This is a genomic window from Pseudomonas sp. SM4 (assembly GCF_051913165.1).
Taxonomy (GTDB): domain Bacteria; phylum Pseudomonadota; class Gammaproteobacteria; order Pseudomonadales; family Pseudomonadaceae; genus Aquipseudomonas.
The window spans coordinates 430,065-445,776 of sequence record NZ_JBODOE010000002.1; the positions used below are offsets into that span (position 1 = coordinate 430,065).

15 protein-coding genes and 1 tRNA gene are annotated in these 15,712 nt (G+C 57.5%); 10 read left to right on the top strand and 6 right to left on the bottom strand.

Going from position 1 to position 15,712, the window contains the following annotated elements; translation table 11 throughout:
- Positions 1-223: 223 nt before the first annotated feature.
- From ACQ4MY_RS04880 to ACQ4MY_RS04890, 3 genes are all read right to left on the bottom strand, one after another.
- Entirely contained in the window at positions 224-1,432 is a 1,209-nt protein-coding gene (locus ACQ4MY_RS04880) for a DSD1 family PLP-dependent enzyme (RefSeq protein WP_440094267.1), read from the bottom strand.
- Positions 1,433-1,506: 74 nt separating this feature from the next.
- Positions 1,507-2,835 carry a D-arabinono-1,4-lactone oxidase gene (locus ACQ4MY_RS04885; protein ID WP_440094269.1) on the bottom strand — a complete coding sequence of 443 codons (1,329 nt, stop codon included), beginning with the start codon at positions 2,833-2,835 and terminating at the stop codon, positions 1,507-1,509.
- Between the two features lie 76 nt (positions 2,836-2,911).
- Positions 2,912-3,268, bottom strand: a complete 357-nt coding sequence (locus tag ACQ4MY_RS04890; RefSeq protein WP_008081522.1) for a c-type cytochrome — start codon at positions 3,266-3,268, stop codon at positions 2,912-2,914.
- 353 nt (positions 3,269-3,621) lie between these two features.
- Here ACQ4MY_RS04890 and ACQ4MY_RS04895 point away from each other — a divergent pair, with 353 nt between their 5' ends.
- The 5 genes from ACQ4MY_RS04895 to ACQ4MY_RS04915 all read left to right on the top strand — a co-directional run bounded on the left by ACQ4MY_RS04895 (position 3,622) and on the right by ACQ4MY_RS04915 (position 9,780).
- Positions 3,622-5,247, top strand: a complete 1,626-nt coding sequence (locus ACQ4MY_RS04895) for an NADP-dependent glyceraldehyde-3-phosphate dehydrogenase (RefSeq protein WP_008081521.1) — start codon at positions 3,622-3,624, stop codon at positions 5,245-5,247.
- A gap of 130 nt (positions 5,248-5,377) precedes the next feature.
- The gene (locus tag ACQ4MY_RS04900) at positions 5,378-5,728 is read left to right on the top strand and encodes a DUF3302 domain-containing protein (protein ID WP_440094066.1); all 351 of its coding nucleotides are present in this window, start codon (positions 5,378-5,380) and stop codon (positions 5,726-5,728) included.
- A gap of 5 nt (positions 5,729-5,733) precedes the next feature.
- A complete protein-coding gene (locus tag ACQ4MY_RS04905; protein WP_008081519.1) occupies positions 5,734-6,693 on the top strand; it encodes an HlyD family secretion protein in 960 nt (319 codons plus the stop codon).
- A 61-nt stretch (positions 6,694-6,754) separates the two neighbouring features.
- Positions 6,755-7,795, top strand: a complete 1,041-nt coding sequence (locus ACQ4MY_RS04910) for an FUSC family protein (RefSeq protein WP_440094068.1) — start codon at positions 6,755-6,757, stop codon at positions 7,793-7,795.
- A gap of 83 nt (positions 7,796-7,878) precedes the next feature.
- Positions 7,879-9,780, top strand: coding sequence for an acyltransferase family protein (locus tag ACQ4MY_RS04915; protein WP_440094070.1), 1,902 nt, complete (start codon positions 7,879-7,881; stop codon positions 9,778-9,780).
- Here the strand turns inward: ACQ4MY_RS04915 and ACQ4MY_RS04920 are convergent.
- Positions 9,777-10,676 carry a DMT family transporter gene (locus ACQ4MY_RS04920; protein WP_440094071.1) on the bottom strand — a complete coding sequence of 300 codons (900 nt, stop codon included), beginning with the start codon at positions 10,674-10,676 and terminating at the stop codon, positions 9,777-9,779. The genes ACQ4MY_RS04915 and ACQ4MY_RS04920 overlap by 4 nt on opposite strands.
- Positions 10,677-10,825: 149 nt before the next feature.
- Here ACQ4MY_RS04920 and ACQ4MY_RS04925 point away from each other — a divergent pair, with 149 nt between their 5' ends.
- Together ACQ4MY_RS04925 and ACQ4MY_RS04930 are read left to right on the top strand one after the other, a co-directional pair.
- A complete protein-coding gene (locus ACQ4MY_RS04925; RefSeq protein WP_008081511.1) occupies positions 10,826-11,263 on the top strand; it encodes an Lrp/AsnC family transcriptional regulator in 438 nt (145 codons plus the stop codon).
- 58 nt (positions 11,264-11,321) lie between these two features.
- A complete protein-coding gene (locus ACQ4MY_RS04930) occupies positions 11,322-11,648 on the top strand; it encodes a YceK/YidQ family lipoprotein (protein ID WP_158834006.1) in 327 nt (108 codons plus the stop codon).
- 71 nt (positions 11,649-11,719) lie between these two features.
- Here ACQ4MY_RS04930 and ACQ4MY_RS04935 read toward each other — a convergent pair whose 3' ends face one another.
- The gene (locus ACQ4MY_RS04935; RefSeq protein WP_008081508.1) at positions 11,720-12,391 is read right to left on the bottom strand and encodes a Bax inhibitor-1/YccA family protein; all 672 of its coding nucleotides are present in this window, start codon (positions 12,389-12,391) and stop codon (positions 11,720-11,722) included.
- Positions 12,392-12,513: 122 nt separating this feature from the next.
- On the opposite strand from ACQ4MY_RS04935, the gene ACQ4MY_RS04940 reads away from it, so the two are divergent.
- Positions 12,514-12,601: transfer RNA gene (locus ACQ4MY_RS04940), tRNA-Ser, on the top strand.
- Between the two features lie 324 nt (positions 12,602-12,925).
- On the top strand, positions 12,926-13,180 hold the full coding sequence (locus ACQ4MY_RS04945; RefSeq protein ID WP_440094074.1) for a hypothetical protein: 255 nt from the start codon (positions 12,926-12,928) through the stop codon (positions 13,178-13,180).
- A gap of 198 nt (positions 13,181-13,378) precedes the next feature.
- Here the strand turns inward: ACQ4MY_RS04945 and ACQ4MY_RS04950 are convergent, their stop codons facing one another.
- On the bottom strand, positions 13,379-13,840 hold the full coding sequence (locus tag ACQ4MY_RS04950; RefSeq protein ID WP_440094076.1) for a hypothetical protein: 462 nt from the start codon (positions 13,838-13,840) through the stop codon (positions 13,379-13,381).
- A gap of 422 nt (positions 13,841-14,262) precedes the next feature.
- Between ACQ4MY_RS04950 and ACQ4MY_RS04955 the strand changes: the two genes are divergently transcribed.
- Positions 14,263-15,507 carry a hypothetical protein gene (locus ACQ4MY_RS04955; RefSeq protein WP_440094077.1) on the top strand — a complete coding sequence of 415 codons (1,245 nt, stop codon included), beginning with the start codon at positions 14,263-14,265 and terminating at the stop codon, positions 15,505-15,507.
- Positions 15,508-15,712: the final 205 nt, after the last annotated feature.

Consider the following 15,712-nt stretch of genomic DNA (forward strand, 5'->3'; position numbering starts at 1 on the left):
TCCCGGCGTCCCGCCTCGGCTTGTGAAAAGCGCCCCGTTGGGCTCCTCAAGCGCGTTACATAGGCATGACCGGACTGGCGATGTGCTACCGAACTTTTGTCATAAAAGCTTCATTACTGGATGGGGATCAAGATCAAAAGATCGCAGCCTTCGGCAGCTCCTACATTGAAATGCGATCCCATGTAGGAGCTGCCGCAGGCTGCGATCTTTTGATCTTTGCTGTTCAGGTGTAGACGGGCCAGGTGTCGACGATTTTGCCGTTGCGCACCGCCAGCAGGTCGCCAAATTGCAGGAGCACGGCTTCGGTCTGGGTCGGGCGCAGGAAGACTTGATCTTCTATCGTCAGGCCGACAGCGCTGGAGCCATTGACCATCTCTTGATTGGAGCTGCGTCCGTAGACGCTGTTGCTCTGTAAACCCTGGGGCGATTCGAATTCGGCCATCCAGTTGCCGCCGTAGATGAAGAAGGTCTGGCGCTGGTTGGCGTCCCACCACGAGAACAGTTTCGACTTGTCGTCCAGCGCCGGGATGTTCACCGCGCCGGTGCTTTTCAGCACGGGCGTGGCGATGTAGGTCGCTGGCACGTGCTCGGTCAGCGACGGCAAATCGTAGTGCGTCGGTTTGAGCATCGCCGTGCCCACCGACACTTCCGTGCTGAGTTTTTCGTTTTCGTGAATGCGGTAACTCGGGCTGCCGGCGGTATTCAGGCACAAGCCGTCATGCCACAACGCGGGAAACTGCTGGCGGGTGAAATCGACGCAACGCTGATAAGTCACCATGACCTTGGCGAACAGTTCCTCGGGCGAACCGAGAATGCCCGGCACGCCCATGCCCACGAACGGGTCGTAACCCATGAATCCGGCGAATTCCAGATGCTGTGGATTGGCGCTGATCAACGTGAGCATCTGCCCCAGCCTATTCAAGTCGCTGACGCCGCCACGATGCAGGCCGACGTCCAGCTCGATGCTGATGCGCATCCGCGTGCCCAGACCCTGTGCGAGCTTGAGGTATTGCTGCAAGCGCTCCGGCCCGTCGAGCAGCCATTGCAGCTGCCTCGAGGGGTCGAACGGGCCTTTGTGGGTTTGGTAGAACAGCTCTGCCGAGCGCACCGGCAACGGCTTGCCGAGCAGAATGTCGGACTGCGCAAATACCTGCGCATCGTGATTGAGAAACGGCTGATGAAACGACATCAGCTTCTGCGTGCCGGCACGTTGCGCGATGTAGCTCAACAACCCAGGCGATGGCAGTGACTTCTCCACCAACCGCAACTGTTTGCCGCCACGCTTGACCGATTGCATCACCACATCGATGTTGTGATCGAGGCGATCCAGATCAATCAGCAGCACCGGACGCATCGGACCTTTACCCTTCAACTCATTGTTCAGCGCACGAAAATAATCGTCGTACGGCGCGCCGCGATCCCCCGGTCGCAGCCATGCGCCAACACCTACCAGCAAAGCGCCGACACCCACAGTGCCAAGGAGAAAACTGCGTCGATTAACGGCCATCAGCTCACCCCCAGAATCGACGACAAATGCGCATTGAGAAAGCGCCCACTGGGATCGAGCGCCTGGCGTACATCGACAAATTCACGCCAGCGCGGGTACAGCGGTTGCAGGTTCTTCGCGTTGAGCGTGTGCAACTTGCCCCAGTGTGGACGGCCGTTGTACTTCCAGAAGATCGGCTCGACCGCCGCAAAGAAGTTGTGATGATCCATCTGGTAATGCTGGTGCACCGAGATCGAACAACTGTCGCGGCCCTCGAACATGCTCAGCGGAATATCGTCAGACTTGACGTAGCGGTACTCAATGGGAAACCAGGTGCGCAGGTCCTTGTCCTGAATCAGCTTGAGAATCTCGCGCAGACACGCCGGGCCATGTTCAGCCGGCACCGAGTATTCCATTTCATTGAACCGCACGGTGCGCACGTTGGCGTAGATGTCGAACGAGTCGCCGACGCGATCATCGAAACTGGCCAGATGGCGCAGGCTGTTGAGCATCGTGCGGCGCAGGTCGGGGAAGTCGCTGCCGTACTTGTCGATCTTCTCGATCAGGGTGACGAACTCGTTACCGCCCTCTTCTTCCGGGCTGATCGGCGGCGTGGCCGGGTCGTCGGTTTCGTTGAGGGCGATGGACAAGGCGTAGTCGGAATGAGTGACCACGAGCATTTCCCAGTGCTGGTTTTCCCTCGTGTTCTTGTCGATGTCTTCGAGCAGCTCTTCGGTCTTGGCGATCCATTGGCGTTCGCGCAGGCGATAGGCCGGGCGGTTTTGCAGGCGGATTTTCGTCGCCACACCGAGGGCGCCAAGGGAAACCCGCGCGGCGTTGAATACTTCGGGATGGCGTTGGCTATCGCAGTCGAGCACCTCGCCACTGGCCGTTACCAGTTGCATGCCGCAGACGTGGGCCGAGTAGGACTGGAAGTTTTTGCCAGTGCCGTGGGTCGAGGTCGAGATTGCCCCGGCGAGGGTTTGGTAATCGATGTCGGCCATGTTTTGCAGCGCCTGACCGATGTCTTTCAGCGGCATGCCCATGCGTGACATCGGCGTGCCGGCGGCGAATTCGGCTTGCAGGGTTTTCGCGTCATGCTCGAGCAAACCGTTGAAGTAGCTCAGCGACAACAGCGTGCCGTCGGTGGGCACCAGCGCACTGAACGAATGCGCCGAACCGACCGGGCGAATCTTGCCTTGCGCCTGTTTGATGACGGTCGTCAGTTCGTCGAGATTTTTCGGTGCCAGCCGCGCCGCCGGCAGGCAATTCTGCCCGCCCGACCAGTTGCGCCACGGGATCAGGCGTGGCGCGCGCATCAACTGGCCCAATGCCGGGTGGCTCGCCAATGCGCTGAACGCACCGACAATACTTGCCCGCTGCAACAACTGACGCCGTGTCAGATCCATGGTCATGCCGGGCACCTTATTGTGGGAGGGGCTGGTCGGCCATGAAGCCGATCAATTGCAGGAATTGTTCTTCGCTGCACTCGACGCACTGGCCCATCGGCGGCATGCCGTTGTAGCCATTGATGGCGTGGTCGAGCAGCGTGTCGGTGCCCTGCTGAATGCGCGGCTCCCAGGCTTTGCGGTCACCGGTGAGTGGCGCGTTGGCGGCGGGGTTGGCGTGGCACAACTGGCAACTGTTGGCGTAGATCTGTGCCAGCGCCGGGTCTTTGGGCATGGCGTTGCTGTTGGCGCTGGCTGGGGGGTTGGGGTCGTCGCCGCAGCCAGGCAGCGCCATGGCCAAGGCCAGCAGCAAAGTGAGTCGGATTGCCCGCATAAAAGCCTCGCTTGTTGTTATGCCCACACCTTAAGGCAGCGACAACAGCGGGTTGAGGGCATTGCGGGACAGTGAGGGGGGCAAACGGGGCCAGCCCATTACCTGAAGATGATCGTTCCCACGCTCCGCGTGGGAATGCAGCCCTGGACGCTCTGCGTCCGCTTGGAACGCGGAGCGTCCCTTGAGGCATTCCCACGCAGAGCGTGGGAACGATCATGTGTGGAGGCCTGCTCTGCTGTACGCGTTTGCGTGACATTCGGGTGACATTTGCGGGTTTAAATTTCGGCGCATTCAGGCGTATAACCTGTAGAGACTTTTAGCTCTGCATGCGGACATCAACACGGGGTAGCGACATGACCACAGCAAACATCCTTGGCAACCTGTTCCCTTCTGTCAGCGACATCCCGGAAAAATACCGCCTCGACGGTCAGGTCGAGCAACGCGAATATCTCGTCGACGGCCAATTGCGCCGCTGGGACGGCCCGCTCGCCACCGTGCGCAGCCCGGTCTATCTGCACGGTGAAAACGGCGACGAACAAGTCATCCTCGGCAGTACGCCGCTGCTCGACGCCGACACCGCGCTCACCGCCCTTGACGCCGCCGTGCGCGCCTACGACCGTGGCCAAGGCCTGTGGCCGACCATGCGCGTGGCCGAACGCATCCAGCACGTCGAAGCGTTCCTCGGGCGCATGCGTCAGCAACGTGACGCGGTGGTGAAGCTGCTGATGTGGGAAATCGGCAAGAACCTCAAGGACTCGGAAAAAGAGTTTGATCGCACCTGCGATTACATCGTCGACACCATCAATGCGCTCAAGGAACTCGACCGCCGTTCCAGCCGTTTCGAGCTGGAACAGGACACCCTCGGCCAGATCCGCCGCGTGCCGCTCGGCGTCGCGCTGTGCATGGGCCCTTACAACTATCCGCTGAATGAAACCTTCACCACGCTGATCCCGGCGCTGATCATGGGCAACACCGTGGTGTTCAAACCGGCCAAGCTCGGCGTGCTGTTGATTCGTCCGTTGCTGGAAGCGTTCCGCGACAGCTTCCCGACCGGCGTGATCAACGTCATCTACGGCAGTGGCCGCGAAACCGTCAGCGCGCTGATGGCCAGCGGCAAGATCGACATCTTCGCGTTTATCGGCACCAACAAGGCCGCCAGCGACCTGAAAAAGCTGCACCCCAAACCACACCGCTTGCGTGCAGCGCTGGGTCTGGACGCGAAAAATCCGGGCATCGTCTTGCCGGAGGTCGATCTCGACAACGCCGTCAGCGAAGCCGTCACCGGTTCGCTGTCATTCAATGGCCAGCGCTGCACCGCGCTGAAAATCCTCTTCGTCCACGAAGATGTCGTCGACAGTTTCATCGAAAAATTCAACGCCAAACTGACCACGCTGAAGCCGGGCATGCCGTGGGACAGCGGCGTGTCGCTGACGCCGTTGCCGGAGTCGGGCAAGGTCGATTACCTGCATGGCTTGGTGGCCGACGCGCGAGCCAAAGGTGCCGAAGTGGTCAACCCCAATGGTGGCGAATCCCGCGAGTCGTTCTTCTACCCGGCGGTGCTGTACCCGGTGAACCCGCAGATGCGCGTGTATCAGGAAGAACAATTCGGCCCGGTTGTGCCGATCGTGCCCTATCGTCATCTCGACACCGTGATCGACTACGTGCTGGAGTCGGACTTCGGTCAGCAGTTGAGCATCTTCGGCACCAACCCGGTGGCGGTGGGTCGTCTGGTCGATACGTTTGCCAACCAGGTCGGGCGGATCAACCTCAATGCCCAGTGCCAGCGCGGCCCGGACACTTACCCGTTCAACGGCCGCAAAAATTCCGCCGAAGGTACGCTCTCGGTACACGATGCGCTGCGGGTATTCTCGATCCGTACGCTGGTGGCAACCAAGTTCCAGGACAGTAACAAGGACTTGATCAGCGAGATCATTCGCGGCCGTGATTCGAGCTTCCTGACCACTGATTACATTTTCTGAGCAGCCGTCACCCGGATCGCAAATAAGCACAAAGGAGACAGCATCCGGTTATGACCCAATGTGGCCAAGCGCCCGGCCAATCAGTGTCTACACTGATCCCAGCACTGTGCTGGATGCCGGGAGCTTGATCATGCTTGATTACTTTGCGCTAGGTATTTTGGTGTTTGTAGGGCTTGTGCTTTTTTACGGGATCATCGTGTTGCATGACATACCGTATGAAATCGCCGTCCACCGTAACCATCCGCATCAGGATGCAATCCACGCCACTGGCTGGGTCAGTCTGTTCACGCTGCATGCGCTCTGGCCGTTTTTGTGGATCTGGGCCATGGCCTATCGAGAAGATCGCGGCTGGGGGTTCGGTGACGGCAAATCCGTGCAAAACCACGTCATTCACCTTGAGCAACAGGTGGTCGAACTAAAAGATCGCATCGAACGACTCGAAGCGCTGAACGCCACTGCCCCCCACAACAGGGAGGGCTGAACACCATGGATCTGCTCCTTATCCTGACTTACGCCGCGTTCTGCGTCGCACTGTTCAAGATCTTCCGCATCCCGCTGAACAAATGGACGGTACCCACGGCCGTACTCGGCGGCATTCTGCTGATCGGCGCCTTGATTTTCACCATGAACTACAACCACCCCTACTCCGAGGTGGCGCGCACGTACTTCGTTTCTGTGCCGGTTATTCCCATCGTTAGCGGCCAGGTGATCGACGTGCCGGTGAAGGGGAACGAGCCGCTGGAAAAAGGCGACGTGCTGTTTCGCATCGACCCTACGCCGTTTCAAAACCGGGTGAAGTCGCTCAAGGCCCAACTGATTGCCGCCAAGGGTGATCGCTACCGGATCACTGAACTGATCCGGCGCAACTTCGGCACGCAACGTGAACTGGATGCCGCCATCGCCCGCACCGATGATCTGCAGGCGCAACTGGACAACGCCCAATTTGAACTGGACAACACCACCGTTCGCGCACCAAGCAAAGGCTTTGTCACCCATGTTTCGCTGCGTCCGGGGATGATGGCGAGCAAGTTGCCGTTACGCCCCTCGATGGTGTTCATCCCCGAAGAAGGCCAGTATTTCGCCGCGTGGATGCGCCAGAACAGCCTGCTGCGTCTGACCGTGGGCGATGAGGCGGAAGTGGCGTTCGACGGCATTCCCGGCAAAGTGTTTGCCGGCCGGGTAAAAAATGTCATAGGGGTGATCGCCGAAGGCCAGGTGCAACCGTCCGGCACGCTGATCGGCTATACCGGTTCGCCGCCCGCCGGGCGCGTGCCGGTGATCATTGAAATCACCGATCCCGACTTCGCCCAGTACAGCAAGCAAATGCCCGGCGGCGCCTATGGCCAGGCGGCGCTGTACAGTCAGCACTTTCACCATATTGGCGCGATGCGCAAAATCCTGCTGCGCATGTCGGCCTGGATGAATTACATTTTTCCTTTCCATTGACCTGAAGCCGAATAACGAGAGGCCCGCACTGAGTACTTACAGCACCCATCGACTGCCGCCCTTGCTGCGCCGTGTCCTGCGTCCGTTGCTTGATCCTTATCGACGTTATCGCCACGCGCGGCTGATCCATGCGGTGCGCGTGGCCCTCGGGTTGCTGGCAACCATCCTGCTGACCACCGGCATCAACCTGCCCCACGGTGAATGGGCCTCGGTGACCATGCTGGTGGTGATCGGCGGTTTGCAGCATCACGGCAACATTGGCAAGAAAGCTGCGGAACGGGCGACCGGCACCTTGATCGGCGCGGGCGTTGGTTTGCTGCTGGTGGCGCAGCAGGCGTGGCTCGGCATGCCCTGGCTGACGTATTTTGCGATGGCGGTGGTCTGCGGTTTTTTCTCTTATCACGCCATCGGCAAAGGAGGCTACACCGCCCTGCTCTCGGCGATCACCGTGTTTATCGTCGCCGGGCATGGCGACAACCCGATCACCGATGGTTTGTGGCGCGGCGTCGACATTCTCATCGGGATTGCCCTCGCTCTGGCCTTCTCTTTTGCCCTGCCGCTCTACGCGGTGTATTCGTGGCGCTACAACCTAGCCGATGCCCTGCGTGATTGCGCTACGGTGTATGGGCGGATCATCGGCGGCCAACCGGTCAGCGCCGATGAACATTTGAAATTGATGGGCCGTCTCGGCGCGGTGATGGTGCAATTACGCTCACTGATGCCGTCGGTGTCCAAGGAAGTGAAGATTTCCATGACCGAACTCGATGCCATCCAGCGCAACCTGCGCATGTGCATCAGCACATTGGAAATCCTCGGCAACACGCGACCGGATGCCAACGATCCAGAAGCCATGGCCCATCTGCAATCAGCGCTGAAGGCCGAGCACCGGCAGATTCGCGTGCAGTTGATCGGCATGGCGCGGGCGTTGAAGAGCGGCGCCTCGCAGCGGTTGGAGCGGCCAATGGAGTTGCCCGACGCCAGCCTCGATGCACCGGTGTACAGCGCGCTGGATGGCTACCGACTGTTGACGCGACAACTGGCCGCCAACATCGGCGAAATGCGCCAACGCCTGGCGAAAACCGCCCCGCACTGGAACATCTGAGCCACTCGGCATAATTTCCATGTAACAACGCCGACATGATCACTACAATGCGCCATCGCAACGTCAGTGACATGGATGCACATATGCAGTTCAGGAAGAATATCAATGCGTTACGGGCACTGGCCGTTCTCTCGGTGGTGCTCTTTCACTTCAAGATCCAGGGTTTTGACGGCGGGTTTGCCGGCGTCGACGTGTTTTTCGTGATTTCCGGATTTCTGATGACCGGAATCATCTACACAGACCTGCAACAACAGAAATTCTCCCTCCTCGGGTTCTACGCCTCCCGAGCCCGGCGGATCATTCCGGCGCTGCTGACGTTGTGCGTGGCACTGCTGATCTTCGGTTACGTGTACCTGCCGCTGGATGATTTCCGCGAGTCGATCCGCGCGATCAAAAGCAGCCTGTTGTTCAGCTCCAATTTCCTGTTTGCCAAAGACGGCAATTATTTCGACGCGCCCTTGCACGAGAACTGGCTGCTGCACACGTGGTCGCTGTCGGTGGAGTGGCAGTTCTACATGCTCTATCCCGTGCTGATCATGGGGCTCTACAAATACCTGGGCGCAGAAAAAACCAGACGTGCGCTGCTCGTGCTGGCATTGATTTCGTTCGGGGCGTCGGTGGTGTTGTCGCAGACAAAGCCGATTTTTGCCTTTTACATGCTGCCGACGCGTGCCTGGGAAATGATCGCTGGAGGCCTGGTCTTCCTGTTTCCGCTGCGTCTCAGCCAGCGCAACGGTTCACTCTGCGAAGGCCTGGGCCTGGTCGCCATCTTCATCAGCGTGCTGTGCTTTTCCGAAGATGATCTCTGGCCGGGTTACCTGGCGCTGTTGCCCGTACTGGGGACGATGCTGGTGATCTACGGCAACACCCAGTCGCTGTTCAGTCGCAGCAGAGTCTTGCAGTTTATCGGCAGCATCTCCTACTCCGTTTACCTCTGGCACTGGCCGCTGGTGGTGCTGTTGTACCTGTGTGGTCTGTTGAGCAGTTGGCCGCATGTGCTGGGGGCGATCGCTTGTTCATTGCTGTTGGGTGCCCTGTCTTTCTACTGTGTCGAATCGAAGGTCAAGAAGGTTTCGACAGCCCCGCGAACGCTGTTCAAATTTGCCTCACTGACGGTCGGGGTCATTGCCGTGGCGGCGATGACGTCATCGCTGGTCAAGCAATATCCAGGCGCGCGATTGGCGTTTGTCGACCTCGGTCAACCGCAGTACACCAGCAAGTTGTACCCGCAGGAATGCTACCCGAACGCCTACGCGGCGGCGGACTGCAAACTGGGCACGGGTGAAGTCTCGGTGATTTTGTTCGGCGACAGTCATGCGCAATCGACTGCCGCCGCCGTACAGATAGACAACCCGCAAGCCGCCCTGTCGTGGTCCCGCGGCGGCTGCCCGCCCCTGCAGAACTTCGAGATGCGCGACAAGCCTCTGCAAAGCCAGTGCCTTGCGTTCAATCACGAAAAGCTTGAAGTGCTGAAACACTCATACCAGGGGGTGCCGGTGGTGCTGTTCAGTCGGGCGGCGCTGTATGCCGATCCAGGCAGAAACAACAGCTACCGCATTCGCTTTCCCGAGCAAGTGGCGCCCGGCGAATCGGCTTTTGTCGATGCCTATGTGGCCGAATACAGCAAAACCGTGTGCGAGATTGCGCAAAACCACCCGGTTTACATCGTCAGGCCGATCCCGGAAATGCCTTTCAGTGTTTACAAAGGCTTGAATCTCAATCAGCGTTTGTTTCAGCAGGCGTCCGACATTTCCGTCCCGCTGGTCGACTATCAAAAACGCAACAGAATCGCCAATTTCACCATTGAAGCCGCCGCCAGGCAGTGCAACGCAACAGTGATCGATCCAACGCCTTACCTGTGCCCGAACGGCAACTGCATGGGCTCGCGGGACGGCGTGCCGTTGTATTTCGACGACAACCATCTGGTCGATGCTGGCAATCAGCAACTCAAAGGCGTGTTCAAAGAACTGATCAAGTCCATTTAAGGCCGCGCGACGACACTCGCGCTCGACTTGAAGCCCCAGCCCTGTTGCATGCCCGCAGCCGCCAGCAGTATCGCCACCACGCCGAGCCATTGCAGTGGCTGCAGGTGGTGGCCGAACGCGAACCAGTCAACGAAGATCGCGGCGATCGGGTAGATGAAAGACAGCGCGCCGGTCAGCGCCGTCGGCAATTTCTGAATCGCGCCGTACAGCAGCACATACATCAGGCCGGTGTGTACGATGCCCAAAGTGATCAGGCTGGCCCAGGCGCTCGGCGCCTGCGGCAACGCGCTGACCTGCGCGAACGGTGCCAGCAGCAACACCCCGGTGCACACTTGAATCAGCGCGATCAGGTGTGGCGGCGTGCCCGTCAGGCGCTTGATGATCAGTGCCGCGATCGCATAGAGCAAGGCTGCGCCCAACGCCAGAGCAATGCCCAACAAATAGTCGCTGCCGCTCTCGCCCTGCGTGCCATGAGCGCTGACAATCGCCAGCATTCCGGCAAAAGAAATCCCTAGCCAGAACAACTTTTGCAGGGTGATTTTTTCGCCAAGCAACAGCGCCGCCAATCCGACCAACATGAACGGCTGCACGTTGTACACCGCCGTACCAATGGCAATCGAGGCCCGCGAATACGAGGCAAACAGCAGCAGCCAGTTGCCGACGATGGCTACGCCGCTGAGTATGGCGAGCAGAAAGGTAGTACGGGTCAGAATGCCCGGACGCAAAAAGCCGAATGCCGCGCAGATCAGTAACAGAGTCGCGGCGCCGAATACGCAGCGCCAGAACACCACGTCGAGTACGGGTTGCCCGGACACCAGCACGAACCAGCCGATCGTTCCGGAGATCAGCATGGCAGCGGTCATCTCCAACGAGCCGCGACGGGTGGATTTGTCCATCATTAATCTCCTGAGCATTAGGCGAAAGCATGGCAAAAGTATGCCAAGCCGAGACGGCACCGCTCCAGCGCAAAAAGCAGGCTAAACTCGCCATCTGCCTTTTTTATCGTGGGTAGTTTTGCTCATTTGCCTAATCCAGGAGTTTCCCCATGACCGACGATATTGATCAGATCCTCATCAGCGCATTGATGGAGGATTCGCGGCGCTCGCTCAAGGCGCTGGCGCACATCAGCGGGTTGTCGTCGCCCAGCGTGGCCGAGCGTCTGCGGCGCCTGGAGGAACGTGGTGTGCTCAAGGGCTACACCGTCGAGATCGACCCGAAATGCTTTGGCTACCAGTTGCAGGCAATCGTGCGCGTGCGGCCACTGCCGGGGCAATTGCAAGAGGTGGAGCGGCAGATCATGTCCATCCCCGAATTCACCGAGTGCGACAAGGTCACCGGTGAGGACTGCTTTATCGCCCGCTTGCACGTGCGCTCGATGGAGCAACTGGACACCCTCCTCGACCGCTTGAACACCTTGGCGGAAACCAATACCGCGATCGTCAAGAAGACCCCCGTCAAGCGCCGACTGCCACCGATGGCTTAAGTGCTATTTCTGCACGTTCAGCGTAGATTGAGTTTTTTCCGGCGAAGGATTGGCGGCGATGAGAATTCAGTTAATGGTGCTGGCAGCGTTGATGCTGGTGGGTTGTGGCACGGTTCAGACGGTCGTGCGCAGCGATCAGGCGGCAGCGGATGGCTTGAAGAAGCAGAAATCCTATTGCGGCGCAGTCCCTCGGATCTACAGCGGTGTCATGTACGATTTTTGCAGCCTGCATGCGCCTTTGGGCGAGGGCAAGGACGCAAACGACTACAACACGGCTGTCCCAGGATTATTGGTTGACGCGGTGGTGTCCGGAGCACTCGATACCCTGCTGCTGCCCTATACCCTGTATCGGCAAAGTACCGACGGCAGCATCGTCATCAACTAATCCCCCTGTGCTTTCCTGCAGCCGAAAAAAAACCCGCCTAAGCGGGTTTTTTGTTGCTTCACAGGCTGCGATCAGTCGTCGCGGCTCATGATGCCGAAGATCTGCAACAAGCTGATGAACAGGTTGTAGATCGATACATACAGGCTGATGGTCGCCATGATGTAGTTACGCTCGCCGCCGTGAATGATGGCGCTGGTCTGGAACAGGATGCACACCGACGAGAACAGCACGAAACCTGCGCTGATCGCCAGTTGCAGGCCGCTGATCTGGAAGAAGAAGCTTGCCAGCGTTGCACCCAGCAGGACGAAGAAACCGGCGGTGATGAAACCACCGAGGAAGCTCATGTCCTTGCGAGTGATCAGCACGTAAGCCGACAGACCACCGAACACCAGCGCCGTCATCGCGAACGCCGAACTGACAACTTCAGCGCCGCCCTGCATGCCCAGGTAACGGTTGAGGATCGGGCCGAGCAGGAAACCCATGAAACCGGTCAGCGCAAACGCGGATACCAGGCCCCACGCGGAATCACGGAGTTTGTTGGTGAGGAAGAACAGCCCGTAGAAGCCGATCAGCACCACGAAAATATTCGGGTAGCCAACACGCATCTGCTGAGCGACGAAAGCCATCACACCGCTGAATGCGAGGGTCAGCGCCAGTAGGCCGTAAGTGTTGCGCAGGACGCGGCTAACCTCTAGCTGCTCAGCCTGCACGCTGTTATTAACTGCGTAATCCTGTTCGCGCATGGCGACACTCCTGTTGGTTTGAAACGTTCAGTCGCAAAGATCATAACAGACGCTCTGTAACAAGCCATGCAGAGAGTTTGACAGTGTGTTTCATTCAGGTATTATGGCGCCCGCAACGCAACGGAGGTGTGGCCGAGTGGTTTAAGGCAACGGTCTTGAAAACCGTCGACTGTAACAGGTCCATGAGTTCGAATCCCATCGCCTCCGCCATATTTGGTACCGACAAAGCCCTGATTATTCAGGGCTTTGTCGTTTCTGACATTCAAGAATTTTGCTCCTCTCTCTATGGATCGTTTCCGCATCTTTTCGGGCATTTCCGCAACCCTATCCTTTCCACATCACTGGATGGACCTCGACACTCAGGTATGGGGCAACCTTCAACAGGCTGCTTCCGGCCAAGAGCAGCCGCCCACGCATGGCCTTTTCCAGCCCAAAACGATAATAATCGGAGGGGAGACGGCCTATTGAAAATTGCCGACATGGCTGAATCCGTCTCTTCTTCAGCATTCCATTATCGAAATCAGAGTAAGACTCATGGGCGCGCCCATCATTATCGGCAACAGCTATGACCTCTGGGTCAGCAACAGCATGAAAGATACTTTTTGCGATGTACTAACCGCTGTCGCGGCCTTGGAAGGCCATGATGTGAAGGCCATATATGAGGAGGCACCAGGTGTGGCCGGCACCTATGGTGTTCCAGGCGTGGGTATCCTTCTCGACGAGTTCTATCTCTATCTTGGCGGATTTTCCGGGGTTCGACGCCACCTCGATGTTTGCGAGTACGACTAGACGAAGTCAGAGAATCTTGCAGACTGTCGCCAGTTGCTGCAGAACGCATGGCACACCTATTGGCATGGGCCGCATACCATATGGATGGCAACCCGATACCTGTAGGCTGCTCTTTCTATGAAAGCTGGCCTCCTGGCGTAGCTGAAACAAGGTAATACCCGCCTGCTTTCAGCCAGAAGGGGAAGTTCGGTTCCTGCGTTAACCCCCAAATGAAAGCGGTCCGCAATACATCAGGGTGTTGCACATAACCATCTGGGCGACCATGAATCCCAAGGCAGTTCCCAGAAAGCCAATGCCCGCGACGATCCATGGCAAACTTGCTTTCACGCGGTATCTCAACAGCCAGGCCGACGCTGATGCACCCACCAACATGCCGGGCATTGAGAACAGATGCCCGAGCCCAAACAACCCTTCGGGGTGGTCGAGGCTGGCGATGATGTTCATGTAGATCAACAGTGTGGCCACCGCCGCGGCTGTCGTACCAGTCAGAAACAGGGCAGGCGTTCGAAAAATCGAGCCCAGTACGAACACGGCTGCGGGGACTGCAACAAGGTAACCACTGCCTGAATACAGCGGGTTCGCACCTATACTGGCGTAAAGGAGAACCGGAGTGATTAACAGGATGGAATAGGCTAGATCATCTCTGCGGCCAACTGTCATCCCAATCCTCGCTTTCAGTATCGTGCTTGGTGGAATAGCGTAGCTGACGCAAACATTCTTGCTTGGAGGCTCCGTTTTGGGCCGATTACGGCCCTCACGACAGGCAGAGATCGGCGAGTAGCGGACATTAGCAAGCCGCTGAGCCCGCACCCGCCACAGTCACTTGGGTGGTGTCAGTCCCGAGGCGTTTGAGCGCGCCTCATTATGGGGTTGGAAAATGTCTACTGGAGCGGGGGTAGTCCAGTTTACCTTTGGCAGATCTGATAGATCTGATAGATCTGATAGATCTGATAGATCTGATAGATCAAACCACTATGCTGGACTAAGCTCGGTTTCATAAGTAGTCATGGGCTAATCGGCTTGTATTTTGACGGCACCCAACTAGCATGGTGCTGAAATACCATCATCACAGCAGGGACGCTATGAAATACACCAAGCTGACCGCAGCAATCTCCATCGCAGGGGCTTGCGCCCTCTCCTCATCAACTGGAATGGCTTTTGAAATAAACCCATGTCTACGTGTGCTGGTCTACAGCTCGAATTATTTAGATCAAGCACCGATAAGAGCCTGGAATCAGTGCAAGAAAGCGGACTTAGTTGCAGGGTTTGCCAATGGCAAATACTCGAAGGGCACGGTCCATGAGCACATGACAAATTTTGCTATTGACGAATACCGCGGTGCAAATTTTGAAGGCTTCCTAAGCCGCAATAAACAGACGGACGACTCCAAACCAAGGCAACTAATTTTTGAATACATGAAAGACCCAGAGTGGAATAAGCCACCAAGCTCGTATCCTCACAAGACCCTTGCCATCATATATGGCAGTTGGTGGAATGATGACCCGTTGATGTACACCTGGGGTGAAAGCAAAGACTTCAGAGATGGACTGTGGAATCTGAGTGGCCAGTTCAAACCGGAATCTAAAAAGTACGCTGGGGGCCGTGAAGGCTGCGAAGTTGAAGGGAAGAATCACCTTGGCTGGAACTCTCACTATGGCAATCTTCAGTACCTCCACTTCATGTCTAGCCAAATGCCCGGCGATGCTAGTGATGAGGCCCAACTAGAAGAGACCACAAGGTTGGCTCTCGCCTGGATTAGGTTTGCTTATGACGTGGCAACGGGGGATACGCCCGTTGACTCCCCACTCACACCGCAAATCGAAGCAAGCCTGGGACTACCGTCAATCGCTTTAAATCAATGTGTTGAGCAAAAAAACGTAAAGATTCGGACGCTATTTGCCCGATCTGGCGTTCCTCTCGATGAACGAAATAAGCGCACCCATGATGTGGCGCTGGGCAGTATATTTCACATCTTCCAAGACTCTTTCTCCCCAGCTCACACCTGCCGGAAAGAGGAAGTTGTTGAAGGGCGTCATTATGCGGTCCTTACCCAGGCCTATAATTATCGAGTGCAGGCCAAGGATAAGCATGGTGGTGACGAGCACAGCTTCAACGATAAATATCCTGGCTGGCTTCTGACCTATGCCAGAAACGGGGATCACGTGTATTCCAATGATCCCATAGCTGTTGGAGCCTGGATGCTAAGCGCAGTAGACGCCAAGACCCCCTGGAATACTGTGGAAAAGCATCTTCGCGAGACCATTTTCAAAAAGCAGTCTGCCGGTGTTAACGACCAATCTCCTTGCATAGGGAAACGTGCCCTATGAAACTCCTATCCTTAACAAACCCATGCGCCCTGAAGCCTGCCTAGAACACTGAATTGTCCAGGAGTCCCTAGGTGCTTTCATGCCTAATTGTGAGTCCGCTGTTGGCCGATAGTTGCCGCTTTTGACCGACCGCTATCGGCCAAGGCAGACACTGGCAATTAACCGCTTTTGGCCGATTCCCGCCCGCTGTGAACGGTAGAGAACC